The sequence below is a fragment of the Saccharopolyspora sp. NFXS83 genome (assembly GCF_026241095.1).
Taxonomy (GTDB): Bacteria; Actinomycetota; Actinomycetes; order Mycobacteriales; family Pseudonocardiaceae; genus Saccharopolyspora_C.
Genome location: NZ_JAPFGB010000009.1, coordinates 131,996 through 155,163, shown reverse-complemented (window position 1 = coordinate 155,163; position 23,168 = coordinate 131,996). Strand labels below are relative to the sequence as shown.

Annotated in this window: 26 protein-coding genes; 15 read left to right on the top strand and 11 right to left on the bottom strand. The window is 70.8% G+C overall.

The window, feature by feature from the left end; translation table 11 throughout:
- The first annotated feature begins 8 nt into the window (after positions 1 to 8).
- A complete protein-coding gene (locus tag OOZ19_RS12655; protein ID WP_266090290.1) occupies positions 9 to 1,175 on the top strand; it encodes a cytochrome P450 family protein in 1,167 nt (388 codons plus the stop codon).
- 382 nt (positions 1,176 to 1,557) lie between these two features.
- Here OOZ19_RS12655 and OOZ19_RS12650 read toward each other — a convergent pair whose 3' ends face one another.
- Positions 1,558 to 1,785 carry a hypothetical protein gene (locus tag OOZ19_RS12650; RefSeq protein WP_266090376.1) on the bottom strand — a complete coding sequence of 76 codons (228 nt, stop codon included), beginning with the start codon at positions 1,783 to 1,785 and terminating at the stop codon, positions 1,558 to 1,560.
- A 651-nt stretch (positions 1,786 to 2,436) separates the two neighbouring features.
- Between OOZ19_RS12650 and OOZ19_RS12645 the strand changes: the two genes are divergently transcribed.
- The 3 genes from OOZ19_RS12645 (at position 2,437) to OOZ19_RS12635 (ending at position 5,911) form a co-directional block, all read left to right on the top strand.
- Entirely contained in the window at positions 2,437 to 3,744 is a 1,308-nt protein-coding gene (locus OOZ19_RS12645) for a hypothetical protein (RefSeq protein ID WP_266090289.1), read from the top strand.
- 329 nt (positions 3,745 to 4,073) lie between these two features.
- Entirely contained in the window at positions 4,074 to 4,460 is a 387-nt protein-coding gene (locus OOZ19_RS12640) for a hypothetical protein (RefSeq protein WP_266090288.1), read from the top strand.
- A 113-nt stretch (positions 4,461 to 4,573) separates the two neighbouring features.
- Complete coding sequence (locus OOZ19_RS12635) at positions 4,574 to 5,911, top strand: hypothetical protein (protein WP_266090287.1); 1,338 nt, start codon at positions 4,574 to 4,576, stop codon at positions 5,909 to 5,911.
- Positions 5,912 to 6,201: 290 nt separating this feature from the next.
- Here the strand turns inward: OOZ19_RS12635 and OOZ19_RS12630 are convergent, their stop codons facing one another.
- Positions 6,202 to 6,702 carry a DUF4232 domain-containing protein gene (locus OOZ19_RS12630; protein WP_266090286.1) on the bottom strand — a complete coding sequence of 167 codons (501 nt, stop codon included), beginning with the start codon at positions 6,700 to 6,702 and terminating at the stop codon, positions 6,202 to 6,204.
- A 460-nt stretch (positions 6,703 to 7,162) separates the two neighbouring features.
- Between OOZ19_RS12630 and OOZ19_RS12625 the strand changes: the two genes are divergently transcribed.
- A complete protein-coding gene (locus OOZ19_RS12625; RefSeq protein WP_266090285.1) occupies positions 7,163 to 7,765 on the top strand; it encodes a hypothetical protein in 603 nt (200 codons plus the stop codon).
- Positions 7,766 to 7,793: 28 nt separating this feature from the next.
- On the opposite strand, the gene OOZ19_RS12620 is transcribed toward OOZ19_RS12625, so the two are convergent.
- Positions 7,794 to 8,642, bottom strand: coding sequence for a class I SAM-dependent methyltransferase (locus tag OOZ19_RS12620; RefSeq protein WP_266090284.1), 849 nt, complete (start codon positions 8,640 to 8,642; stop codon positions 7,794 to 7,796).
- Between the two features lie 47 nt (positions 8,643 to 8,689).
- Here OOZ19_RS12620 and OOZ19_RS12615 point away from each other — a divergent pair, with 47 nt between their 5' ends.
- Positions 8,690 to 9,262, top strand: a complete 573-nt coding sequence (locus tag OOZ19_RS12615; protein WP_266090283.1) for a helix-turn-helix domain-containing protein — start codon at positions 8,690 to 8,692, stop codon at positions 9,260 to 9,262.
- Between the two features lie 130 nt (positions 9,263 to 9,392).
- On the opposite strand, the gene OOZ19_RS12610 is transcribed toward OOZ19_RS12615, so the two are convergent.
- Positions 9,393 to 10,526, bottom strand: coding sequence for an excalibur calcium-binding domain-containing protein (locus tag OOZ19_RS12610; protein WP_266090282.1), 1,134 nt, complete (start codon positions 10,524 to 10,526; stop codon positions 9,393 to 9,395).
- Positions 10,527 to 11,036: 510 nt separating this feature from the next.
- Between OOZ19_RS12610 and OOZ19_RS12605 the strand changes: the two genes are divergently transcribed.
- From OOZ19_RS12605 to OOZ19_RS12575, 7 genes are all read left to right on the top strand, one after another.
- Positions 11,037 to 11,381 (top strand): Ada metal-binding domain-containing protein, encoded by a 345-nt coding sequence (locus OOZ19_RS12605; protein WP_266090281.1) that lies wholly within the window; start codon positions 11,037 to 11,039, stop codon positions 11,379 to 11,381.
- Positions 11,378 to 12,034, top strand: a complete 657-nt coding sequence (locus OOZ19_RS12600; RefSeq protein WP_266090280.1) for an alpha-ketoglutarate-dependent dioxygenase AlkB family protein — start codon at positions 11,378 to 11,380, stop codon at positions 12,032 to 12,034. The genes OOZ19_RS12605 and OOZ19_RS12600 overlap by 4 nt, the downstream gene beginning before the upstream one ends.
- A gap of 18 nt (positions 12,035 to 12,052) precedes the next feature.
- A complete protein-coding gene (locus OOZ19_RS12595) occupies positions 12,053 to 12,673 on the top strand; it encodes a DNA-3-methyladenine glycosylase I (protein WP_266090279.1) in 621 nt (206 codons plus the stop codon).
- On the top strand, positions 12,670 to 13,530 hold the full coding sequence (locus tag OOZ19_RS12590) for a DNA-3-methyladenine glycosylase family protein (RefSeq protein WP_266090278.1): 861 nt from the start codon (positions 12,670 to 12,672) through the stop codon (positions 13,528 to 13,530). The genes OOZ19_RS12595 and OOZ19_RS12590 overlap by 4 nt, the downstream gene beginning before the upstream one ends.
- A 220-nt stretch (positions 13,531 to 13,750) precedes the next feature.
- Positions 13,751 to 14,176 carry a Fur family transcriptional regulator gene (locus OOZ19_RS12585; protein WP_266090277.1) on the top strand — a complete coding sequence of 142 codons (426 nt, stop codon included), beginning with the start codon at positions 13,751 to 13,753 and terminating at the stop codon, positions 14,174 to 14,176.
- 19 nt (positions 14,177 to 14,195) lie between these two features.
- On the top strand, positions 14,196 to 15,659 hold the full coding sequence (locus OOZ19_RS12580) for a catalase (RefSeq protein ID WP_266090276.1): 1,464 nt from the start codon (positions 14,196 to 14,198) through the stop codon (positions 15,657 to 15,659).
- A 96-nt stretch (positions 15,660 to 15,755) separates the two neighbouring features.
- Complete coding sequence (locus OOZ19_RS12575) at positions 15,756 to 16,142, top strand: ankyrin repeat domain-containing protein (protein ID WP_266090275.1); 387 nt, start codon at positions 15,756 to 15,758, stop codon at positions 16,140 to 16,142.
- Positions 16,143 to 16,170: 28 nt separating this feature from the next.
- Here OOZ19_RS12575 and OOZ19_RS12570 read toward each other — a convergent pair whose 3' ends face one another.
- Entirely contained in the window at positions 16,171 to 17,079 is a 909-nt protein-coding gene (locus tag OOZ19_RS12570) for a DMT family transporter (RefSeq protein ID WP_266090274.1), read from the bottom strand.
- A 78-nt stretch (positions 17,080 to 17,157) separates the two neighbouring features.
- On the opposite strand from OOZ19_RS12570, the gene OOZ19_RS12565 reads away from it, so the two are divergent.
- Positions 17,158 to 17,991: a LysR family transcriptional regulator gene (locus tag OOZ19_RS12565; protein ID WP_266090273.1), complete on the top strand. Its 834-nt coding sequence runs from the start codon at positions 17,158 to 17,160 to the stop codon at positions 17,989 to 17,991.
- Between the two features lie 44 nt (positions 17,992 to 18,035).
- Here OOZ19_RS12565 and OOZ19_RS12560 read toward each other — a convergent pair whose 3' ends face one another.
- Positions 18,036 to 18,344, bottom strand: coding sequence for a carboxymuconolactone decarboxylase family protein (locus OOZ19_RS12560; RefSeq protein ID WP_266090272.1), 309 nt, complete (start codon positions 18,342 to 18,344; stop codon positions 18,036 to 18,038).
- A 797-nt stretch (positions 18,345 to 19,141) separates the two neighbouring features.
- On the opposite strand from OOZ19_RS12560, the gene OOZ19_RS12555 reads away from it, so the two are divergent.
- The gene (locus tag OOZ19_RS12555; RefSeq protein ID WP_266090271.1) at positions 19,142 to 19,747 is read left to right on the top strand and encodes a hypothetical protein; all 606 of its coding nucleotides are present in this window, start codon (positions 19,142 to 19,144) and stop codon (positions 19,745 to 19,747) included.
- 106 nt (positions 19,748 to 19,853) lie between these two features.
- Here the strand turns inward: OOZ19_RS12555 and OOZ19_RS12550 are convergent, their stop codons facing one another.
- From OOZ19_RS12550 to OOZ19_RS12530, 5 genes are all read right to left on the bottom strand, one after another.
- Positions 19,854 to 20,327: a carboxymuconolactone decarboxylase family protein gene (locus OOZ19_RS12550; RefSeq protein WP_266090270.1), complete on the bottom strand. Its 474-nt coding sequence runs from the start codon at positions 20,325 to 20,327 to the stop codon at positions 19,854 to 19,856.
- 7 nt (positions 20,328 to 20,334) lie between these two features.
- Positions 20,335 to 20,673 carry a GNAT family N-acetyltransferase gene (locus OOZ19_RS12545; protein ID WP_266090269.1) on the bottom strand — a complete coding sequence of 113 codons (339 nt, stop codon included), beginning with the start codon at positions 20,671 to 20,673 and terminating at the stop codon, positions 20,335 to 20,337.
- On the bottom strand, positions 20,670 to 21,281 hold the full coding sequence (locus tag OOZ19_RS12540; protein ID WP_266090268.1) for an FMN reductase: 612 nt from the start codon (positions 21,279 to 21,281) through the stop codon (positions 20,670 to 20,672). Before OOZ19_RS12540 ends, OOZ19_RS12545 begins: the two co-directional genes overlap by 4 nt.
- On the bottom strand, positions 21,278 to 22,369 hold the full coding sequence (locus tag OOZ19_RS12535; protein ID WP_266090267.1) for an LLM class flavin-dependent oxidoreductase: 1,092 nt from the start codon (positions 22,367 to 22,369) through the stop codon (positions 21,278 to 21,280). The genes OOZ19_RS12540 and OOZ19_RS12535 overlap by 4 nt, the downstream gene beginning before the upstream one ends.
- A 107-nt stretch (positions 22,370 to 22,476) precedes the next feature.
- A complete protein-coding gene (locus tag OOZ19_RS12530; protein ID WP_323055125.1) occupies positions 22,477 to 23,127 on the bottom strand; it encodes a pirin family protein in 651 nt (216 codons plus the stop codon).
- Between the last annotated feature and the right edge of the window lie 41 nt (positions 23,128 to 23,168).

The window sequence follows — 23,168 nt, the reverse complement described above, 5'->3', positions numbered from 1 at the left end:
TTCGTCGCATGGGAGCAGTCGAGCTCGGCGATGAGTTCGTGACCGCGCCGCTGGCGACGTACGCGCGGCTCCGGGAACGGGGTTCGGTGCACCGGGCGGTCACCCCGGATGGCGCCGAGGTGTGGCTGGTGACCCGCTACGAGGACGTGCGCGCCGGATTGGCCGATCCGCGGCTGTCGCTGGACAAAGCACATGCGCGGAACGGCTACCGGGGTTTCGCGCTGCCCCCGGACCTCGACGCGAACCTGCTCAACATGGACGCCCCGGACCACACCCGGCTGCGGCGGATCACCGCGCAGGCGTTCCGCGTGCACCACCTGCGCCCCCGCGTGCAGCAGATCGCCGACGAGCTCATCGACGTGTTCGCCCCGGCCGGTGCCGCGGACCTGATCGCCTCCTACGCGGGCCCGCTGCCGATCCTGGTGATCTCCGAGCTGCTCGGCGTCCCGCCGGCGGACCGGCCCGATTTCCGCGCGTGGACCGACGAGATGCTCGCGCCCGCCTCCCGCGAGTCCGCGAGCGAGGCGTTGCGTTCGCTGCACCGGTTCCTGCTGGAACTCGTCGCCGCCAAGCGCACCGATCCGGGCGAGGACTTCATCAGCGCGCTGCTCGCCCAGCACGAGCGGCTCTCCGCCGACGAGCTCACCTCCGCCGCGTTCCTGATGCTGTTCGCGGGATACGAGAACACGGTGAACCTGCTGGGCAACGGCTTCGCCGCGCTGCTGTCGCATCCCGACCAGCTCACCGCGATGCGCACCGAACCGGAACTGCTGCGGTCCGCAGTGGACGAACTGCTGCGCTTCGACCCGCCGCCGCAGACGGCGATCCGCCGGTTCCCCATCACCGACGTCGAGATCGGCGGGGTGGCGGTGCCCGCGGGCGCGACCGTGCTGCTGTCGCTGGTCTCGGCGCAGCACGACCCGGAGGTGTTCGCCGACCCGGACTCGCTGGACCTGACCCGCGCGGACAACCCGCACCTCGCCTTCGGCCACGGCACGCACTACTGCCTGGGCGCGCCGCTGGCCCGGATGGAAGCCGAGGTCGGTTTCGAGACCGCACTGCGGCGGCTGCCGGACCTGGCGTCGGCGGTGCGGCCCGAGGAACTGCGCTGGCGCCCGTCGTTCCGCAACCGCGGCCTCCGCGACCTGCCGGTGACGTTCGAACCGGCGGGTTGATCCCGAAGGATTCCGGGCGAACCTTCGAAGGCTGGTCCGGCACGTCGCGACGCCCCCGCCGGAGCATGACCCCCCCGACACGAATCAGCCAGGGCCGGATGAAGTCAACGGACCCTTCGTCCAACGAGTTCGGGCGCACGGTCCGCTCACCCACGAGGTGCACGTGCGGACCGAACGGCGTGACGTCGGCTGAGCCGGAGTCAACGGACCGTTCGTCCCACCAGATCGGGCACACGGTCCGTTCACTCCCAACCTGGAGACGACCGCTTCGCAGCCTGATCCGCAGCGGGACATCAGGGATCGGCACCCGAACGCGCGTGGTGGGGCGGCCCGCGACCGGCGGACCGCCCCACCACGTACCTACCGCCCCCCAGGGACTAGGTCACAGCCAGATGTTCCCGCCACCGGGGCCGCCGATTCCGTCGCCACCGATTCCGTTGCCACCGACGCCGTTCCCACCGTCACCACCGTGACCTCCGGGTGCACCGGCACCACCATTGCCACCGGTGCCGCCGTCACCGCCGCCGTTGCCGCCACCGGTGCCGCCACCGGTGCCGCCGTCACCGCCGTTGATCGTGGGGCCGCCGCGGGCGAACGGGAACGCCGTCATGACCGTGCGCGCGGGCAGGAACTCGACGCGTTCGGCATCGAGCTCGATCCCTCGAAACGGTCCTGTCACATCGAACACTTGATCCTCCTTCAGCGAAGGGGCTCCGGAATTCACGCGGATCGAGGCTTGAACAGGCCCGACCCCACCCAACGCCCCAGTTCGTTGGTGCCAGCCCGAAGGTAGGGCCGCACGACGTCCGGCGCAGCCCGAGAAAGCGATCCGCGGCCCGCGTTGAACAATAGGTTGGAATCCCCGCCTGATCGTGGAAAGCGCCACGACTCGCTGTGACGCAACCGATCATTTTTCCTGATAGATCCTTGAACATCCAGAAAATAAAATCTTTCATTTTCCCTTTTGATCCAGCTTTTGTCCGCATGCGAAGATCACCGCGAGCATTGATCGATCGTCAATAATAACAGTCTGCACATCAATTTCCGAAACCATTCAGAGGCGGTATCGGCATGCGGAGCACCTCCGGAAAACCGTCCGCAGCGGACGCTGTTGATCAGCCTTTCAGCCGACCGGATGAACACGAAGAACGAAACCCGACATCACGCTTTCGATTCCGCCGGAATCCAGGACTCCGGTTCTAGGCTCCTCCACTGTTCGACTTGTCAAGATCCACCATTGAGCGAGGAGCCAGTCGTGCCGATGATCCATCGACGGTGCAGGGGCCGCTTCCCCGAAAGTCCGAACACGGCGACCGCACGCCCCGGCGGCGACTCGCCTGGAACCGGGAAGGCGTTGCGCCGCTTGCTGGTGCTGCCCGGAGCGGGCATGTTCGCCGTTGCCTTCGGGCTTACTCCGGTTCCCGTCGCCGACGCGGCGCCGCCCTCGTGCACCCGGCAGTTCAACGGATCGGGCGACGACATCACCTGCGGGCGCGGGGTGCCGGCGGGACAAATCCTCGAAGGCACTCCCGGCGACGACCGGATCGTGTTGAACGGGGCCGTCGCGGGCACCGTCAACGCAGGAGGCGGTGACGACACCGTCATCATCACCGGCCGGAAGGGCGGCAACGGCGGCAAGGGCGGCAACGGCTTCCTCGGCGGCGGCAAGGCCCGTGACGGCAAGTCCGGCACCGACGCCGACGGCAGCAAGCGCGCAGCCTCCGGCGACCACACCGGGACGAGAGCCGGTGGCAGCGCGGGCAGAGGCGGCAGCGGTGGCAGCGGTGGCGCGGGGATCACCGAAACCGGCGTGGTCAACGGGGGCACCGGCGACGACGAGATCACCGTGACCGGTGGCCGGGGCGGGGACGGCGGCGAAGGCGGCGACGGAGGTCCGGGCAGCGCCGACCCCGCCGACTCCCGCGGCGGCGACGGAGGCGACGGCGGGCAGGGCGGCGACGGCAACCTCGGCCGCATCCACAGCGGGGACGGCGCCAACCTGATCACGGTCACCGGCGGGGACAACGGGATCGGTGGCACTGGCGGCCAAGGCGGGGACGGCACGTCCACCAGCCGCAGCGGGAACGGCGGGAGCGGCGGCAACGGAGGCGGCGGCCACCTGCGTGCGAACAGCCGCGCCGGCGCGGGCAACGGATCCTCCGGCTCCATCATCAGCACCGGCGACGACGTCGTCGAACTGCGAGGTGGCGCGGGCGGCGAGGGCGGTACCGGCGGTGCGGGCGGCGAAGGCTACGAGGGCCCCCGCGCGCAGGGCGGCGGCGAGCCCTTCGACCGGGAGGGCGACGGCGGCACAGGGGGCACCGGTGGCGACGGCGGGCTCCCGAGCACCGGCGGCATCCCCCGCAACGGCACGGTCCGGATCACCACCGGGACCGGCGGGAGCGGCGGCAACGGTGGCTCGGGCGGCGACGGCCGAGGAGTCGGCAGCACCGCGGGCCTTTCCGGCTTGGCGGGCCTACGCGGGATCGAGGACATCGGCGGCATCGGCGGCGGCGGCGGATTCGGCGGCTACGTCGGCTACGCCGACCGGGAACGGCGAAATTCCTGACGATCGGGCACGTCGAGGTCGGTGAGCGCGCCTCGGCGGCCCGGCGCCGAAAGCGGGTGGCACGCCGATTCGGGCGCGCCACCCGATGCTTCCGACCAGCGGCGAAGGTGCTCCCGGAACCGCCGTGAGCGGTGCGGCGCTAGCACGTGCGCACTAGCGCCGCGAGCGGAAATGCGGGAACAGCCGGGGGGAGTGAACCAGCCTGCGCACGGGGTCCGGCGCTCATAACGTCCTGGTCGATCTGCCAAGAGCGGTCCGCCGCAGCAGAACCGGGCACGTTCCGCTCTTGATCCGCTTGTTCCCGCATTACCGCGAGAGGAGTTCAACCGATGCTTGAAGATCTTCGACCGCTGAGTTCCGCAGAGGTGTCGGACCAGCGAGTGGAGTTCCTGCCCGCCCGCTCCGTCATGACGACGATCTCGTTCCCGACGGTGGGCGGCAGCGACGTGACCGTCGTCTACGGGGAACCCGAGGGCGGCGCGGAAGTGCACGAGCACGACGACGAGGTCACGACCGGGGACGTCACCGGGGGCGACGGCGGCACCGGCGGCGGCACCGGCGGCGGCCAAGGCGGTGGCAACGGAGGCAACGGAGGCGACGGCGGTGCCGGCGGCGATGGCGGCGACGGTGGCGACGGTGGAGACGGCATCGGTGGGGACGGCATCGGTGGGGACGGCTTCGGTGGCGACGGCGGCGGAAACGTCAATCCGCAGTAACCCGCGTTCGCACGCCCGCGGCGGGTCGGCGACAGGATCGTCGGCCCGCCGCTGGGAACTTTCGGGGGAGGCGTCAATCAGTCGCGGTGCTCGAAAGATCACTTGGGGGACGAATGGACACCACTCCCGCGCCGGGAAATCCCCCGGCCGACGGGGAGATCGCGCACCTCGCCGCACCGCCACTGGTCGCGGGCACCGAGCTGATCGGCCGGTACCAAGGTTCGGGGTACCGCGAACCCCCGTACCTGGTCCGCCGCCCGGACGACCAGATCCTGCAGCTCACCCCGCTGCTCTACTCCCTCGCCTCCGTCCTGGACGGGCAGCGGACCTATGCGCAGGTGGCGGTCGAACTCAGCGGCCGATGCGGACGTGACATCACCGCGGACCAGGTGTCCTACCTCGTGGAGAACCGGCTGTCCCAGGCCGGGTTGGTGGCGGACGGTCCGGCTGCCGACGGTGCTCGCCGTGCCGCCCCGAAGGCTCGGGATCGGTTGCTGGCGCTGAAGTTCCGGGTCGCATTGGTACCGGAGCACGTCGTCGCGGTCATCGCCCGCGTGTTCCAACCCCTGTTCTGGCCGCCGGTGGTGGTTCTCGGGGTGGCCGGTTTCGCGCTGGCCGACATCTGGCTGGCGGTGCACGGCGGGGTCGAAGGCGTCCTCGCCAGCGCGCACGCGCTGATCAACCGGCCCGAACAGATCCTGCTGGTGCTGGGCCTGCTGGTCGTGGCCGGCGTGTTCCACGAGTGCGGTCACGTCGCGGCCTGCCGTTACGGCGGCGCTCGCCCCGGAGCCATGGGAGTGGGCATCTACCTGGTGTGGCCCGCCATGTACAGCACCGTGACCGACTCCTACCGGCTCGACCGGGCGGGGAGGTTGCGCACCGACCTCGGCGGGATCTACTTCAACGCGCTGGCCATGCTGGTCATGATCGTGGTCTACCTGCGGACCGGCGCCCCGTGGCTGCTCGCGTCGGTGGTGGCGTGGCAGGCGACGACCGTGTGGCAGTTCCTGCCGTCCATCCGCCTCGACGGCTACTACATCCTGAGCGACCTGGTCGGCGTGCCGGACCTGTTCGACCGGATGGGCCCGGTCCTGCGCAGTCTGCTGCCGGGACGGGAACCGCATCCTCGGCTGCGTGAACTCAAGCCGTGGGCGCGGCGGGTGATCACCGCCTGGGTCGTGCTGGTGATCCCCTGCCTCGCCTACTGGATCATCGCTTTCCTCATCCTCGCCCCGCACGTCCTGCCGGGCCTGGGCAAGGCGCTGGTCGACCACGGCCGCGAGCTCGGCGAACACGTCCAGGACGGGGCGGTGGCCGGTGCCGCGGTCGGCGTGATCCGGATCTTGATGCTGCTGCTTCCCTGGGCCGGGATGGCGCTGATCTTGTGCAACTTGGGCGCCGGTTTCGTGCGCTTCCTCGGCAGGCGGCGTGCACGCCGCGCGCCGGACTGATCCCCGCCCGGTGACTGAGCGACGGGCGCCGCCGACGTTCGCGGCGCGTCACATCCGCCCGGGACGATCGCGCCCCACTCCCCGATCGTGTGCTCGCCGCAGCGGTGGAATGAGGTGAACGGACCGTTCGTCCAGTCGGATCGGACGAACGGTCCGTTCACCCCACGACATCGCCGGGCGCCCAGCTGGGTCCGTCCGGGATCGCGTCCAGGCAGCCGGTCCGGCATCGAGCTCGTGGTGAGCGCCGGGGTGGCCCGCTCCGCGCGCGGCCACCCCCGGTGGCGGCTGCCTCAGCGCTGCGCGATCGGCGTCGCGGTCAGCACGTCGCCCTTGATCGACTCTCCGGTCGGCCACGCGGCGGTCACGTGCCCGTTCCGCAGGTCGAACTCGACGGAAGTCGGCACGGTCGGGTTCGCCGGCGCCCCGGTCTGCTGCACGATCCGCGAGAACGCGGGCTTCGACGCGGTCAGGTTCACCGGCGCGGCGGGGGTGCGCTCCGGGTTCACCGTCACGCCAGGGATCGGGGCCTCGCCGGCGTGGAAGCTCACCCCGGCCGGGACGCCCTGGAGCTTGCAGTTCGTGGTCGGGCTCGCGGCGGTGTAGTCGATGAGGAACGCCTCGTGCCCTGCGGCGTGCTCGGGGTCCTTCGTCACCGCGACGTTGACGTCCGCGCTCGTGCACAGCGCGTCGCTGGGGTTCGCCACGGCCGGGTCCGCGGTCAGCGCGGTGATACCGAACGCGGCGCCCGCGACGGCGGTGGCTGCGGCGATGCGGCGGAATTTCGTGGTCATGTCGTCCTCCAAGCTCGACTCGCTTCTCACCCCTCAAGACGCCCCTCGGCCGCCGAGGATGCCCCCGAGTGCGGTTCCCCACCCCGAAGCAACCCGAAGCCTCCTCGTTTCCCGGCACACCGACCCCGGCCTCCCGCGACGACGGGATTCGAGTGAACGGACCGTTCGACCAACGAGATCGGACGAACGGTCCGCTCACTCCACATCGCTTCGTCGAGGCCGGGTGGTCCGGAACGGGCGTTGGTGGATCAGGTCGGGTCTGATTCGGGAGGGCTCTCAAGAACACTCAGACGACGGAAGACATTAGGCTGTTCGGGCAATTTCGTTGGTTCTTCCTGCGGCTGCCGGCAACCACCGGCCAGCATCTCCACCTCGATCTTCGCCTGGAAGGCAGGGAATGAAACGACGAATCGGTGGTGCCGGTGGCGGTTCGGATCCGGCGAACAAAGGTGGCCCAGCCGTGGCGGCCTTCGTTCTCGCCGGAGCGATGGTCGCCGCAGGTGGTGGTGGCTCGGCCGCACTCAGCGGCACCGCTCCCACCGGTGCGACCGACCCCGCCGCGGCACGCAATGTGAGCGCCAGGAAAGCGGACGGCAAGAAAGCCGCCCGCAAGGGGCAGCCGGAGGAAGCGTGGCGCCGCATGGGATTGCGTCAGTTGAAGCGGCAGGGCGAGCACGCCGTCGAATGCGCGTCACGCTCTTTCGGCCAAGTTCGCAAGTACTTCCTGCGGACACCGTGCCGATCGATGGATCGGGTCCTGTTCGGCGTCGTCGACGGCAACGGGAGCATCGCTGTCGTGTCCGTGGTCTGGGTGACCATGGGCACCCGGAGTCAATCGCGGGAGTTCCGCAATCTGATCGATGTCCACGGAACCGGGGACGTCACCCCCCTCGCAGGCTCAGCGCTCGGTTTGGGCGGTGTCGAGTTCACCGGCTGGCACTACGACTCCCGGCCGACCAAGAGCACGATGGTGATCGCGGAAGCCGAGACTGCCTCCGGGCACCTCAGCGACTCGATGCTCGACGCAACCGCCGAGGTCGCCACCTACCTGCCTCGGCCCTGACAGCAGCCGTCACCGAGTCGCCGCGGGCTCACGGTCGGGTGGCTGCCAGGAAGGTGCGGGTGGTGCGGACCGTGAGGTCGTCGCGGTGGAGGACTCCGCCGGGGCCGTCGGCGAGGAGGGTGTCGAGGGTGGCCACGTCGTCGGCGTCGAGGCGGGCGGCGAGGAACGGCTGCATGCGGCGCAGCGAGACCTCGGCGTAGCGGGCGGTGGCGGCGGAGACCGGCGCGGGCAGGTGGATGTCGAAGGTCCGGTCCGCCGCCACGGTGAAACCGGCTTCGGCCAGCAGCTTCCCCCAGTCGCCGCTGATGTGCGGGAGGTGTTCGGCGCGCTTCGCGGCGAGCAGTTCGTGGCAGCGCTCTTCGAAGCCGGGCCGGCCGAAGCCGAGGTCGTCGGGCAGGAATCGCGGGAAGCCCTCCAGTTCCGCCACCGCGAGCAGCCCGCCCGGGCGCACGGCGGCGAAGACCTCGGACAGGACTCGAGCGGGATCGGCCAGGTGGTGCATCGACGCGGAGGCCCACACCAGGTCGACGGGGCCGTCGAGCCGCGGGAACGATTCGTCGAGGTCTGCTTGAACGGTGCTGACCCGATCGCTCGCGCCTCGCGCGGCGGCCTGCTCGGACAGGTGCTCGAGCATCGGAGCGGAAGCGTCCACCGCGATCGCCGTGGCCTCCTCGAAGCCGTCGAGCAGGGTGAAGGTGCCCGTGCCGGATCCGCTGCCGAGGTCGAGGACGCGGCGGACGGGCGGTTCGGCCAACCTCCGCAGCGAGGCGGTGATCTCGGAGAGGTGTTCGTGCAGGACTTCCGCATCGAGGTCGAGCAGCGCGAGCTGCGTCGACTCGTCGGCTTCGGTGGAGTGCTGGTGTTCGTGGTGTGCCATGCCTCCAAGCTAGCCGCGCGTTGCTTCGATGGCATAATCTTTTGCGCATGAAGCAAGACGGAGATCTCGACGCCCTGGTCCGCCAGCGGATCAAGAGCCTGCGCGCGGCCCGCGGCCTGTCGCTCGACGAGCTGGCCACGCGCTGCTACCTGAGCACCTCCACGCTCAGCCGCATCGAAACCGGGCACCGGCGCATCAGCCTCGACCAGCTCGCGCCGCTGGCCCGCGCGCTGGGCACGACGCTCGACCAGCTCGTCGAATCGGCGACCGATGAGGACGTGGTGATCCGGCCCGTGCACGACGAGAACCGGGGCGCCACGACCTGGCTGCTCAGCAAGGATTCCGGCCCGCACGGGATGACGGTCGCCAAGATGCGCCTCACCAAACCGGCACCGGCGCCCGGCTCCGGGAAGCTCGGCGTGCACCCCGGCAAGGACTGGTTCACCGTGCTGTCCGGAACGGTGCTGCTGGTGCTCGGCGAACGCACCATCCTCGTCGAAACCGGCCAGGCCGCTCAGTTCTCCACGATGACCCCGCACGCCTTCGGCGCCCACGGCGGCCCGGCAGAGATCCTCACCATCCTCGACCACGACGGCCAGCGCACCCACCTGCACTCATGAGCCCGCAGGACACGCCGCGCATCCCAGCAGGCAAGGCCAACGCCTCGCCAGCGGCGAAACCGCTGAGCCGCGACCACGCGAGCGAGGCGACCACCACCCGGGCACCACAGCAGAACGAGCCCCAGCACGGTCAGCTCTCGCAGGCGACTCCGTCGCCGTCCCTGTCGAGGTGCGAGCCGTATCCCGGATCGCCCCGGTGCAAGGGCGCCGCGCCCGCAGCTTTCGCCGCCGTGCAGTTCTTGTAGTAGGCGGCCCCACCACCGTCTTCCTCGTCGTCGTCCTCCGAGGGGGTCGGGTGCACCGGGTTCGGCTGCGGCCGAGGCTGCGGGTTCGGCTGCGGGCCGGGCTCCGCCGAGGAGGTCTCCGGCGGTGGCTCGGCTTGGCGGCACCGGCCCCGCACTCCCGCACCCACCGTCCTGGCCTGCTCGCCCGCGGCGGAGATCTCCGCCCAGTGCACCGAATTCGGCGCCGCGTACTCGGCCTCGGCGAACCCGCCCGCGACCATCTCGACGTTGGCGAAAGCGCCGGTGTCGTTCCAAACGTAGAGCAGGTCGCGCCCTTTCTCGTCCCGCGGCTCCTGATCGGGCCGCACCCAGACGATCGTGCCGACGGGCGCGAGTTGCCGCAGGCGCCGCGCGGATTCGTCACCGGAGCAGGGATCCGGCCCCAGCGCCCGGATGTGCAGCAACCTGGCGTGCACCGGTGCGGATTCGCGCAGCGGACCCGCGCCGACCGGGGTGAGCCGCATCGAGTCGCCGGAGTCGACGCTCACGACCACCGCCCGCTGGGCGCCCACCGGCACCCCGGCGGGCGCGAACGCGTTCGCGGGCGACGCGGTCGTCGGCGGCCCGTTCAACGGAGGAGCGCTCGCGGAAGGGGCGCTCGCCGGGGGTTGCGGTTCCGAGTCCGCGGCCACCTGGGTCGTCGAGCCGGACGGCGACGTCAGCGCGACCGCCACGAGGAACACGACCACCCCCGGCCCCAGCCGCAGCGCGAACCCGCGCATGATCGCCCTGTCCCACCCGCGCGGGTGCCGGACCGCGAAGGCTCCCGCCCAGATGATCAGCCCGATGCCCGTGAGCATCAGGAAACCGGTGCTGGCGTTCTGTTCCGTCGGGTCCAGGAGCAGCGCCAGGAACATCGCCGCGTAGCCGCTCCCGAATCGCCACCAGAAGCCCCGCCGGACCGCGCCGTCCCATTGCCCACGGCGGCGCACCCCGACCACGATCGCCCAGATCATCACGCCCAGCCCCGTGATTCCCATCAGCGCGACGAGTGTTCCCAAAACCGCTCTCCCCAGAAGACGACTGCACCGGACCTCGCCCGACACCGGCGAGCACCCGAGATCAGCACGAAAGGTACTGGAGCGAACACGCACCGTGTTCCTCGGCATGGCCGAGCGGCTTCGACGGCCCGACCGGGCACCACCACCGCTCCGGGACTCCGGCAGCCGTGGTCCGCATCGGACGTTTCCGCTCGGCAGGGGCTGGTTCGCCAGCCGTCCGCGCGCACCTCACGTTCCACTCCGCCCGGACGTCTACCTCACGTGGCGGCGCGACCGGGCGGTGAGATGCGGGTGAACGGACCGTTCGCCCAACGAGATCGGACGAACGGTCCGTTCACCCGATCCCGTTCGGAAGCCGGGGCCGGGCCCGAGAGCGTCGCTCGATCGTCGGCGGGCGGCTGAGACCGGAGTGAACGGACCGTTCGTCCAGTCCTGTGGGACGAACGGTCCGTTCACTCCGATGCCGTCCTCGCAGCGGGAGGAGTGCGGGTGGTGGCCGGGGTGTACGTGCTGCTGGGGCCGGACGGGGTGCCGTACCGGAGCGCGGTTGCGGGGGCGGTGGGCGGGCATCGGCGGGGGCGGATCTACGGGCGGCTGGATTGCCGGACGGCGCTGCGCGCCCTCGCCCGCGGTGGCTACGTGCGGCACCGGGTGTTCTTCGCCGATGCGGCGACCGCGCGCGCAGCGGGGTATCGGCCGTGCGCGGTGTGCCTGCCCGAGCGGTTCCGGCAGTGGAAGGAGGCCGCCGAGCGGACGAACCGGTCGCGGCCGGTGCGGTGGGTACCGTCGACGGCGCAACGCCGTGAACCGCCCGGGGAGGAGGAGGCCCGATGAGTTCCCCGCTGTTCCACCTGCCGCCGCGGGTCGTCGCCCCGGGCGCGGTCCACGTGCCGGGGTGGCTGGACGTCGGGCGGCAGCGGGAGTTGGTGGACGCCTGCCGGGGCTGGGCGCGCGGTCCGGTTCCGATGCGGGCGGCGCGGCTGCCCAGCGGGCACCGGATGTCGGTGCGCACGGTGTGCTTGGGCTGGCACTGGTACCCGTACGCCTACAGCCGCACCGCCGACGACGTGGACGGGACGCGGGTGGCCCCGTTCCCGGAGTGGCTCGGCGAGCTCGGCCGCGAAGCGCTGGCCGCCGCCGGGGATCCGGACGACGCGACCGGCTACCGCCCCGACACCGCACTGATCAACTTCTACGACGAGCGCGCGAAGATGGGCATGCACCAGGACAAGGACGAGCGGTCTCGGGAACCGGTGGTGTCGTTGAGCATCGGCGACACCTGCGTGTTCCGCTTCGGCAATCCGGAATCGCGCGGGCAGCCCTACACCGATGTGGAACTGGGCTCCGGTGACCTGTTCGTCTTCGGCGGCCCGTCGCGGTTGGCGTTCCACGGCGTGCCCGCCGTCCGCCCCGGCACCGCGAACCCGGACACCGGCTTGAGCGGCGGGCGCATCAACATCACCCTGCGGGTCACCGGCTTGGGCTGACCCCGGATCATGGAGGACGTGAGTCCCATCGACGAGCCCACGGACAACGGTGTGATCATCGGCGCGGACGGCTTGGCCCGCCCGCCGTGGGCGGCGCGCGATCCGCTGCTGCGGGAGTACTACGACACCGAGTGGGGCATGCCGGTGCGCGGCGAGCAGCCGATGTTCGAGCGGGTTTCGCTGGAAGGGTTCCAGGCGGGGTTGTCGTGGGCGACGATCCTGCGCAAGCGCCCCGCTTTCCGGGAGGCGTTCCACCACTTCGACCCGGACGCGGTGGCCGCCTACACCGAGGACGACGTGGCCCGGCTGCTCGCGAATGCGGGAATCGTGCGCAACCAGGCCAAGATCCGCGCCGCGATCACCAACGCCCGCGCCACCGTGGACCTGCGCGAGGAGGGCGGCCTGGACGCGTTCGTGTGGTCGTTCCAGCCGGAGACGACGCCGCACCCGCGCACCCCCGCCGAGGTCCCGACCACCTCACCGGAGTCGGTGGCGCTGTCGAAGGCGTTGCGCCGCAAGGGTTTCCGGTTCGTCGGGCCGACCACGATGTTCGCGCTGATGGAGGCCGTCGGCGTCGTCGACACCCACCTGGTCGGCAGCCACCGCCGCGGTTGCTCCGGGATCTGGCAGCGGCCATGACCGCGCTGCGGCTCGCCGCGGGCGGCCCGTTCGCGGTGGAGCCCGCGATGGCCGCGCTCGCGGCGCACGCCGTGCGCGACGTCGAGCAGGTCGACCGGGACGCCCGGACCGTCACCCGGCTGCTGCGGCTGCCCGGCGGCTCCACCAGGGTCACCGCGCAGCTCACCGGTGACCACGTGGAGCTCACCGCCGACTTCGCGGGCGCCGAGGACGAGGCGGCGGCGATGGCGATCACGCGGCGGTGGCTGGACCTGGACGCCGACGTGGAGCGGATCGACGCCGTCCTCGCCGCCGACCCGGTGCTGCGCCCGCTGGTCCGAGCCCGGCCGGGACTGCTGATCGTCGGCTACGCGGACGGGTTCGAGGCGGCCCTGAGCACGGTGCTCGGCCAGCAGGTCAGCCTCGCCGCCGCCCGCACCTTCACGTCCAGGCTGCTCACCGCCTACGGCACGCCGCGGCAGTGCGGGCTGGTCGAGTTCCCCGCGCCGGACGCGCTGGCGGGGGTCGCGGTCGACGAGCTCCGCGCCGCCGTCGGCATCACGGGGGCTCGGGCGCGAACGCTGCACGCGCTCGCGGAGGCGTTCGCCGACGGCTTGGCGCTGCGCCCGGACGGCGACGTCGAGCGGCAGCGGCGCGCGCTGCTGGCACTGCCCGGTGTCGGGCCGTGGACGGTGGACTACCTGGCGTTGCGCGCCTTCGGCGATCGGGACGCGTGCCCGGCCGGTGATCTGGTCCTGCGGCGCGCTCTCGGAGCGGCCACCGCGACCGAGGCCCGCGACCGCGCGCACGGGTGGTCGCCGTACCGGGCTTACGGGGTGTTCCACCTGTGGACCCGCACCGCCTACCTGAACCGCTGAGCCGGAGGTCGAGCCCCCGTTCGGTGGACGCGCGGCGAACGATCGGTGACACCGGTCGCCGCCCGGAGACGACACCGAGACGACCTTCCCCTGTCGCTATGATCTGCGAAAACGAGGCCCCTCGGCCGCGGCTGCGACCTCTCGCCGCGAGGGGTCCGGCGCGCCACGCCACACCCCGCCTAAATTTGACTAATTCCAGAAAAGCTGCTTGGCTCGTGCCATGCCGGCCATCGACGCCACCTCCCTCCTGCGGGGAGCCGAGCTGCGGGTGACGCGCCCGCGGGTCGCGGTGTTGGCGATGGTCGCGGACAACCCCCACTCGGACACCGACACCATCGCGACGGCCGTTCGCCGCAACCTGGGTTCGGTGTCGACCCAGGCGGTGTACGACGTGCTGCGCGCGCTCACCGAAGCGGGCTTGGTCCGTCGCATCGAACCGGCGGGCTCGCCCGCCCGGTTCGAGACCCGCGTGGGCGATCACCACCACCACTTGGTGTGCCGCGCCTGTGGCGCCATCACCGACGTCAGCAGTGCGGTCGGCGAGGCCCCGTGCCTCGACGTCCAGGACTCGTGGGGTTTCGACCTCGACGAGGCCGAGGTGACCTTCTGGGGAAGGTGCCCGGCCTGCCTCGCACGCGACGAATGATCCCGAACAGGAGCGAATTTTGCCCGAGAACAACCAGAAGCCGTTGACGACCGCGGCCGGCGCACCGGTCACGGACAACCAGAACTCGATGACCGCGGGCGCTCGCGGCCCGATGCTGCTGCAGGACCTGTGGTTCCTGGAGAAGCTGGCCCACTTCGACCGCGAGGTCATCCCCGAGCGCCGGATGCACGCCAAGGGATCGGGCGCGTTCGGCACCTTCACGGTGACCAACGACATCACCCGCTACACCGCGGCCAGCATCTTCTCCGAGGTCGGCAAGAAGACCGAGATGTTCGCCCGCTTCTCGACCGTCGCCGGTGAGCGCGGCGCGGCCGACGCCGAGCGCGACATCCGCGGCTTCGCGCTGAAGTTCTACACCGACGAAGGCAACTGGGACCTCGTCGGCAACAACACCCCGGTGTTCTTCTTCCGCGACCCGCTGAAGTTCCCCGACCTCAACCACGCGGTCAAGCGCGACCCGCGCACCAACATGCGCGACGCGGAGAACAACTGGGACTTCTGGACGAACCTCCCCGAGGCGCTGCACCAGGTCACGATCGTCATGTCGGACCGCGGCATCCCCGCGTCGTACCGCCACATGCACGGTTTCGGCTCGCACACCTACAGCCTGATCAACGCCGAGGGCGAGCGGTTCTGGGTGAAGTTCCACCACCGCACCCAGCAGGGCATCAAGAACCTCACCGACGCCGAGGCCGAGGCCCTGGTCGGCAAGGACCGCGAGTCGCACCAGCGCGACCTGTTCGACTCGATCGAGAACGGCGACTTCCCCAAGTGGAAGCTGTACGTGCAGGTCATGCCGGAGTCCGACGCCGAGGACTACCGCTTCCACCCCTTCGACCTCACCAAGGTGTGGTCGAAGAAGGACTACCCGCTGATCGAGGTCGGCGAGTGGGAGCTCAACCGCAACCCCGAGAACTACCACGCCGACGTGGAGCAGGCCGCGTTCGCGCCGAGCAACCTGGTGCCCGGCATCAGCTACTCGCCGGACAAGATGCTGCAGGGCCGGCTGTTCTCCTACGGTGACGCGCAGCGCTACCGCCTCGGCGTGAACCACCACCAGATCCCGGTCAACGCGCCGAAGAACCCGGTGAACTCCTTCCACCGCGACGGCGCGATGCGCGTCGACGGCAACCAGGGAGCCACTCCGGCGATCGAGCCGAACTCCTACGGCCGCTGGCAGGAGCAGCCCGCCTACCGCGAGCCGCAGCAGGCCGTGGGCGGTGTCGCCGACCGGTTCAACTACCGCGAGGACGACGCCAACTACTTCGAGCAGCCCGGAAACCTGTTCCGGAACATGTCGCCCGAGCAGCAGCAGGTGCTCTTCGCGAACACCGCGCGGGCCATCGACGGTGCCTCCCAGGCCACCATCGAGCGCCACATCCACAACTGCACCCAGGCCGACCCGGCCTACGGCGAAGGCGTCCGCAAGGCCATCAAGGCCCTGGCGGACGGCGAGCTCTGAGGCATCCGCTGACGGCGGAGCCTCGATGATTCCCCGGTGCGGCGCGCGATTTCGCGTGCCGCACCGGGGATTTCCCTTCGCAGACCAGGAGAAGTCATGAGCGATGGCGGACTCACGCCCGAACAGGTCGAACGCGTCGTGGCGATCGCCATGGACCTGGCCAGGGAGGGCGACACCGAGCAGCTGATCGAGTTCGTCGGCCACGGGCTGCCCGTGGACGTGACGGACTCGGACGCGAACACGCTGCTCATGCTCGCCGCCTACCACGGTCACGCGGCGACGGTCCGCGCGCTGCTCGACCAGGGCGCCGACCCCGACCTGCGCAACGCCCGCGACCAGTCCCCCATCGCGGGCGCGCTGTTCAAGGGCGCCGACGACGTGGTCGCGGTGCTGCGCGAAGCAGGCGCCGACCTCGACGCGGGCACGCCCACCGCCCGCGCCGCAGCGGCGATGTTCGGACGGCAGCACCTGCTCGCCGACTGAGGCGAGCTCGGCCCGTCGCCGCTGGACCTCAGCGGGAAGGCGAAGGCTCCGCCGCTTCCTCGCTCACCGCGGACCTGCTCGCACGTGCTTGCAAGAGGCAGGCCGCCGCTCCCAGGGCCAGGCCGCCGATCGTCATCGCCGAGAGCTCCTCGCCGAGCACCGCCCACCCCATCACGCTGGCGGCGGCGGGGATGACCGCGAACAGGATCGACGCCGCCCGCGCGCCCGCCTGCCGGATGCACGCCGAGTACAGCGTCATCGCGCCGATCGAGCTGAACACGACCATCACGGAGACCAGGGCGAGCGCGCGGGGCAGGTCCGAGGTGGTCATCGGCGAGGTCACCGCCAGCACGCCCGCCACCGGCGTTGAAGCCGTGAGGCCCAGGGCCGTGACCAGCCACGGATCCATGTTCGCGCAGTACCGGCCTTGGTAGACGCCCCCGGCCGACAACCCGAGCATGGCCAGGACGCCGACGCCGATCGCCGGGCCGACGCCGTGGTCCTGCACGATCTTCGGCGCGCAGGCGAGCGCGACCGCGGCGGTGGCGAGGACCAGGGCGAGAACACCTCGCCGCGACTCGCGATGGCTCAGCACGAGCGCCATCAACCCGGCGGTCACGACCGGGTTGAGCGCGATCAGCAAGGACCCGAGCCCGGACGGCACCCCGTGGTCCAACGCCCAGTACAACCCCAGGAACTGGACGCCCTGCGTCATGAGCCCGGCGACCATCGCGTGCCCCATCGAGCGCCGGTCGGGCAGCGGCGTGCGCCGGACCGCGACGACGCCCCACAGCAGCAGCGCCGAAGCGGCGAACCTCAGCAGGATGATGAGGAACGGCGACATCACCGCGACCGAGGCTGCCCCGATCGGGTACCCGGCGGCGTAGAGGACGACGGTGGGGATGGCCAGCCGGGGCGGGAGGGCTCGTTCGGACATGGCCCCACGCTCACCGACGCACCACCGGAACACCAAGACCGTTCATGATTCGTGAACGGTCTCTGGGACACTGCGGTGGTGGCCACCCTCGACATCGTCGCGCTGCGGAGCTTCGTGGCCGTCGCCGCGTTCTCCGGCGTCCGCCAAGCCGGCGAAGCGCTGCACCTGTCGCGGTCGGCGGTGTCCGGGCACATCCGCAAGCTGGAGCGGGAGCTCGGCCGCCGCCTCGTCGCCCCGCACGGCCGGGGCATCGGCTTGACCAGCGACGGCGAGGAACTCGTGGTGCGGGCGCGGGAGATCCTGCAGCAGCACGACGACGCCGTCCGCGCGCTGGCGCCGAACGACTCCGACGAGCTGCTGGTCGCTGCCACCGAGCACGCCGCGGAGTTCTTGATGCCCGCCGTCGTCTCGCTGCTCGACTCCCACTTCCCGGGCCGCCGGATCCGGCTGCGGCTGACCCGCAGCGAGCACGTCCGGGAGCTCGTCCACGACGAGCGGGCCGACATCGCGCTCATGCTGACCCGCCCAGCCCGCAAGAGCGTGGAGGTCGCTACGCTGCCGCTGCGGTGGTTCGGCACCGACGACGCTCCCACCGACCGGATCGTGCTGTTCGACCCGCCGTGCGCGCTGCGGCACCAAGCGCTGGCGTCGCTGCGGGACCGCGAACACCGGATCGTCAAGGAGTGCTCCGACCTCACCACTGTCCTGACCACCGCGCGCAACGGCGTCGGGATCACCCCGCTGCCGCTGATGGGGCCACCACCGGACGGCCTGCGGCCCACCCTGTGCCTGCCCGCGATCCCCGACGTCACCCTCCACGCCACGACCAGCGGCCGGGTCGACGCGGCGACGAGTTCGGCGCTGGTCACGGCCATCCGGTCGAAGCTCGGCAGCGACCGGTCCGGAACGTAGCCTGCGAGGCGGAGGCGGACCGCGGCCTCGCCGTAGGCGGCGCCCTACTCGGCGCGGGTGTCGTTGCGCCGCCGGACCGGGTGGCCCGACAGGATGGACACCCGGTTGAAGGCGTTGATGGCGATGGCAGCCCAGATCACCAGCGAGATCTCGTCGTCGCTGAGGGCCTCGCGCGCCCGCGCCCGGCCGGCCTCGCCGGGATGGGGTTTTCCCTTTGCAGACCGGGAGAACTCGTGAGCGATGGCGGACTTACACCCGAGCAGGTCGGTCGCGTTGCTGCGCGAAGCGGGTGCCGACCTCGACGCGGGGGCCGGACGGCCCGCGACGCCGCGAAGATGCTCGGCCGGGAGCACCCCCTGGCGGGTTGAGCAGAAGCGGCGGCCGAACCACGGTGGAGGCCGCTCTCTCCGCCACCTTCTCGCTGGGCAGCCGATCAGCGGAGTAGACGTGAGGGGCCAGCAGGTCGGACATCAACACGCGAAGAACGCGCCAGGCCGCGACTGATCCTCAATCCGCTGGTGGATCAAGTTGAGCTCGACGTCCCTCAATCGGAGCAGCCGGACGCACTTCCCGCATCCGGCGAGATCCACCACTGCCGGAGAACAACTCGAACGGCCTTGGACGAATCCCGCACTTCTCGAAATCGATCACACAACGAGTTTCGCTGGAGCAGCGGTACGAGCCGACCACCCGCGACCTGAACCATTCGACGAGCTACCGTCGAGTTCGTTCGGGGGAGAAGTTGGCACCGGATCGCAAGCATCCTGAGAACTGCGAAACAGCCACTAGAGATAGGTGCGAGTGCGGCCACTGCACCGGAACGAAGCACGGCTGGGTGGGAGATTTCCGACTGATCAGGGACGGAACACCACGGGAGCTGCGCGACTTCGAGCGAGACGTCGACCGCAGATGGAAGGAGCAGTGCGACAACCAGGACTCGAAGAAGCAGAAGCGGCCGAAAGCCACTCTCCCGCACAAGAAAGCAGCCGTTGATTCAGCCCGGTTCGACCTGATCACCTGGTTCCGGAAGCAGCTGCGCCCCCGCGGCCGAGGGAACATCTCGGAATCGAGCGCGCAGTTCGGCTCCCCGCCCAGGACGTCCCGCAAGCCTGACGACCCCGGCGAAACGAGTCCGCAGCGGCCGGACGAAGTGCGAAACGCCCCTTCCGACCGCTCCGATCCCGAGCTCGATCCGGCGGTCACGGACCGCGCTCTGGCCAGCGCCACCACGGAGGCCCAGCAGGTCGAGGCGCTCGGAAACATGCTCGGGGAGGTCCTCAACGCCGTCGAGAAGGACCTGGGACCGCTGCTGCCCGCGACTCGTCGGGCCATGGCGGACCACTTCTGGTGCGAACTGCTCGTGGCGCTGGTCGTGGTGATCGCGGAGTCGAACCGCGTACTCGACTCGGTGCCGGACCAAGTGGCGAAGAAGATCACCGAATCGCGCAGCGCGAACGGGCTCACCAAGATCCAGGGAAAGGTCGTGGCAGCCTGCGTGCGGCAGGTGTGGAAGCGGCTTACCGGCGCGCTCGGGTTGACGCTGCTCAGCGACGCCAAGGCGCTACTACCGGCATTGCGCACGCTGGCGGTGCTGATGTGCAAATCTCCGCCTCGGCACCCGGCAGTGGTCGAGCACTGCGTGGATCCCTTGAAGTCCTGGTTTGTTCAACAGACCAAGGAACGACTGCAACGGGTTTTCGGCGATCTCGTGCCCCAGATCGAATCTGACATCACCGGCCCCGCGCAGCCGACCTGACAGCCAGCTCGGCGCTGGTCACGGCCGTCCGGGCGAAGCTGCGCGGCGACCGGACCGGGACGTAGCCGACGAGGCCGAGGCGAACCTCGGCCTCGTCACGCGGCGTCTACTCGGCGCGGGTGTCGTTGCGCCGCCGGACCGGGTGGCCTGACAGGATGGACACCCGGTTGAAGGCGTTGATGGCGATGGCAGCCCAGATCACCAGCGAGATCTCGTCGTCGCTGAGGGCCTCGCGCGCCCGCGCCCGGCCGGCCTCGCCGGGATGCCGGTCGGCGACCAGCGTCACCGCCTCGGCCAGCTCCAGCGCCGCCCGCTCGCGCGCGGTGAACAGGTCGGTGTCGCGCCAGCCCGGCAGCACGGCCAGCCGCTGGGTCGTCTCGCCCGCTTCGAGCGCGCGGCGGGTGTGCAGGTCCAGGCAGAACGCGCACCCGTTGAGCTGCGAGGCGCGAATGTTGACCAGTTCCAGCAACACCCGCTCCAAGCCGAGGTCCCGCGCTTGGGCGGTCACCTCGGCCGCGGTCGCGTTCATCGCCTTGAACACCGTCGGGGTCCGCTTGTCGATGAAGACCTGCTCCGGCACGACGAGATCACCTCGTCCGTTCGCGCACCGCGGCCAGCGCGTTCGGCGTGACCGCGTCGACGAGGTCGTCGAACTCGTGGTGGTTCTTGAGGTACTTCGCGACGAACGGGCACACCGGCACGACGCGCAGGCCCGCCTCGCGGGTGTCGGCCAGCGCGCGGCCGACGAGCGTGCCGCCCAGCCCGCGTCCGCCGAACTCCTCGCCGATCTCGGTGTGGAAGAAGATCCGCTGCTCGCCCTGGTCGACGAACTCGGTGAACCCCGCCAGCGATCCGGCGGCGGTGACGTCGTAGCGGTCCCGGTCGGTCGACCGGGCGACCGCCACTTCGGTGTTCTCGTCGGTCATGGCATCCCTCGCTGCGTCGCGGTTTCTCGGAGTAGTTCGGCGAACGGCGTCGGATCGGTGAACGGGTCGGCCTTCGGCTCGGCCGGTCGGCCCCGCACGACGTCGGCGAGCTCACCGGCGGCGCGGGCGATGCGCCGGTTGAGGTCGGCGTCGCCGCCCCAATCACCGCTGGCGGCGTACACCGCGGTGGGCACGACCCGCGCCCGCAGGTACGCCAGCAGCGGGCGCAGCGCGTGGTCGAGCACCAGCGAATGCCGCTCGGTGCCGCCGGTCGCGGCGACCAGCACCGGCTTGTCGGCCATCGACGCGGGGTCGACGACGTCCATGAAGGACTTGAACAGCCCGCTGTAGGAGGCGGTGAACGTCGGGCTCACCAGGATGAGCCCGTCGGCGGCGTCGAGCCGGTCGAGCACTTCCCGCAGGCGCGGGTTGGCGAAGCCGGTCAGCAGGTTGTCGGTGACGTCGTGGGCTAGGTCGCGGAGCTCGACCACGTCGATCGTGGCGTCGTCGCCCAGCTCGGCACCGGTGGCCGTGACCAGCCGGTCGGCGAGCATCCGGGTGCTCGACGGCTGCGACAGCCCTGCGGAGATCGCGAGGATGCGGGTCATGCCGACTTCTCCTCCTCGTCCTGCTGCGCCCGGAGGGAGTCGTGGGTGGGCGCGTCGGGCACGTGCTCCGGCTTGCGGGCGTCGAGTTCCTCGCGCAGCACCGGGATGACCTCTTCGCCGAGCAGGTCGAGCTGTTCGAGCACGGTCTTGAGCGGCAGGCCCGCGTGGTCGAGCAGGAACAGCTGGCGCTGGTAGTCGCCGACGTACTCGCGGAAGCCCAGCGTCCGGTCGATGACCTGCTGCGGGCTGCCGACCGTCAGCGGCGTCTGGGCCGCGAAGTCCTCCAGCGACGGACCGCCGCCGTAGACCGGCGCGTTGTCGAAGTAGGGCCGGAACTCCTTGATCGCGTCCTGGGAGTTGTGCCGGATGAACGTCTGCCCGCCCAGCCCGACGATCGCCCGGTCGGCCTTGCCGTGGCCGTAGTGCTCGAACCGGTTCCGGTACAGCTCGACCATGCGGCGGGTGTGCTCGGCGGGCCAGAAGATGTGGTTGTGGAAGAAGCCGTCACCGTAGTAGGCGGCCTGCTCGGCGATCTCCGGGCTGCGGATCGAGCCGTGCCACACGAACGGCGGCACCCCGTCCAGCGGTCGCGGTGTGGAGGTGAAGCCCTGCAGCGGCGTGCGGAACCGGCCCTGCCAGTCCACGACGTCCTCGCGCCACAAGCGGTGCAGCAGCGCGTAGTTCTCGATCGCCAGCGGGATGCCCTGGCGGATGTCCTGGCCGAACCACGGGTACACCGGTCCCTGGTTGCCGCGCCCCAGCACCAGGTCCACCCGGCCGTCGGCCAGGTGTTGCAGCATCGCGTAGTCCTCGGCGATCTTGACCGGGTCGTTGGTCGTGATCAGCGTCGTCGACGTGGACAGGATCAGCCGCTCGGTCTGCGCCGCGATGTAGCCGAGCATCGTCGTCGGCGAGGACGGGATGAACGGCGGGTTGTGGTGCTCGCCGGTCGCGAACACGTCCATGCCGACTTCCTCGGCCTTGCGCGCGATGGCGACCGTCGCCTTGATCCGCTCGGCCTCGGTGGGCGTGCGACCGGTCGTCGGGTCGGGCGTGACGTCGCCGACGGTGAAGACCCCGAACTGCATCCTGACCACCCCTTGTTGCTTCAGATTTGAACTAACCCTGCCAACAACGCTCCCTCGAGACCTATTCCGCGCGGCGCGCCACGGTGAGGCACACCACGGTGGCGGGGTCAGCGGTGGTAGCGGCCCTTGGCCTTCAGCCGCGCGTTGGGCAGCTCCGGCGCGGGCAGCGCGGGCCCTTCGTAACCGTGCACCGGACCGAACCGGCGGTCGGCGAGGTCGCTGTCGTGCTCGCGTTCCCAGGTCGCGCGGGCCTCGGCGATGTCCTCGTGGCTGCGGCCCACGAAGTTCCACCACATCACCAGGTCCTCGGCGAACGGCTCGCCGCCGAGCAGCATGGCCTGCCCCGCGACCTCCGCGCTCAACCCGACCGCGTCGCGCCCGCGGCCGAGGTAGAGCATCGCCCCCGCCGGGACGGCGACGTCCGCGACGGTCAACCCGGGCGACAGGGCCAGGATCGCGTGCTCGAAGTCCGGTTCCAGCGGCACCGTCACCCGCCCGCCCGCGTCGACGGCCACGTTCGCGCCGACCAGCGGCGTGTACGTCGTGGCCGGTGAGACCGCGCCGTCGACGTCCCCGGCCAGGACGGTGACGCGGCCTTGCCGGAGTTCGTGGCTTGGCAGCGACGAGTGGAACTCGAACGCGGGCGCGATCCGCCGGGACCGCTCGGGCAGGGCCACCCACAGCTGCGCCCCGTACAGGTTCGACGAGTGCTCCGACGGGGACTGCTCGGAGTGCGCGATGCCGTGCCCGGCGGTCATCAGCGGGAGCTGCCCGGGGCACGAGCCGACGGCTGCCCACG

Coding starts and splice junctions, on each gene's coding strand:
- OOZ19_RS12640 (WP_266090288.1), top strand. CDS start 4,074: ATGCTTGAAGATCTTCGACCGCTGAGTTCCGCAGAGGTGTCGGACCAG.
- OOZ19_RS12535 (WP_266090267.1), bottom strand. CDS start 22,369: ATGCAGTTCGGGGTCTTCACCGTCGGCGACGTCACGCCCGACCCGACG.
- OOZ19_RS12655 (WP_266090290.1), top strand. CDS start 9: ATGGGAGCAGTCGAGCTCGGCGATGAGTTCGTGACCGCGCCGCTGGCG.
- OOZ19_RS12540 (WP_266090268.1), bottom strand. CDS start 21,281: ATGACCCGCATCCTCGCGATCTCCGCAGGGCTGTCGCAGCCGTCGAGC.
- OOZ19_RS12650 (WP_266090376.1), bottom strand. CDS start 1,785: ATGACGGCGTTCCCGTTCGCCCGCGGCGGCCCCACGATCAACGGCGGT.
- OOZ19_RS12610 (WP_266090282.1), bottom strand. CDS start 10,526: ATGGGAATCACGGGGCTGGGCGTGATGATCTGGGCGATCGTGGTCGGG.
- OOZ19_RS12570 (WP_266090274.1), bottom strand. CDS start 17,079: ATGTCCGAACGAGCCCTCCCGCCCCGGCTGGCCATCCCCACCGTCGTC.
- OOZ19_RS12530 (WP_323055125.1), bottom strand. CDS start 23,127: ATGACCGCCGGGCACGGCATCGCGCACTCCGAGCAGTCCCCGTCGGAG.
- OOZ19_RS12620 (WP_266090284.1), bottom strand. CDS start 8,642: ATGGCACACCACGAACACCAGCACTCCACCGAAGCCGACGAGTCGACG.
- OOZ19_RS12545 (WP_266090269.1), bottom strand. CDS start 20,673: ATGACCGACGAGAACACCGAAGTGGCGGTCGCCCGGTCGACCGACCGG.
- OOZ19_RS12635 (WP_266090287.1), top strand. CDS start 4,574: ATGGACACCACTCCCGCGCCGGGAAATCCCCCGGCCGACGGGGAGATC.
- OOZ19_RS12600 (WP_266090280.1), top strand. CDS start 11,378: ATGAGTTCCCCGCTGTTCCACCTGCCGCCGCGGGTCGTCGCCCCGGGC.
- OOZ19_RS12630 (WP_266090286.1), bottom strand. CDS start 6,702: ATGACCACGAAATTCCGCCGCATCGCCGCAGCCACCGCCGTCGCGGGC.
- OOZ19_RS12585 (WP_266090277.1), top strand. CDS start 13,751: ATGCCGGCCATCGACGCCACCTCCCTCCTGCGGGGAGCCGAGCTGCGG.
- OOZ19_RS12590 (WP_266090278.1), top strand. CDS start 12,670: ATGACCGCGCTGCGGCTCGCCGCGGGCGGCCCGTTCGCGGTGGAGCCC.
- OOZ19_RS12575 (WP_266090275.1), top strand. CDS start 15,756: ATGAGCGATGGCGGACTCACGCCCGAACAGGTCGAACGCGTCGTGGCG.
- OOZ19_RS12615 (WP_266090283.1), top strand. CDS start 8,690: ATGAAGCAAGACGGAGATCTCGACGCCCTGGTCCGCCAGCGGATCAAG.
- OOZ19_RS12645 (WP_266090289.1), top strand. CDS start 2,437: ATGATCCATCGACGGTGCAGGGGCCGCTTCCCCGAAAGTCCGAACACG.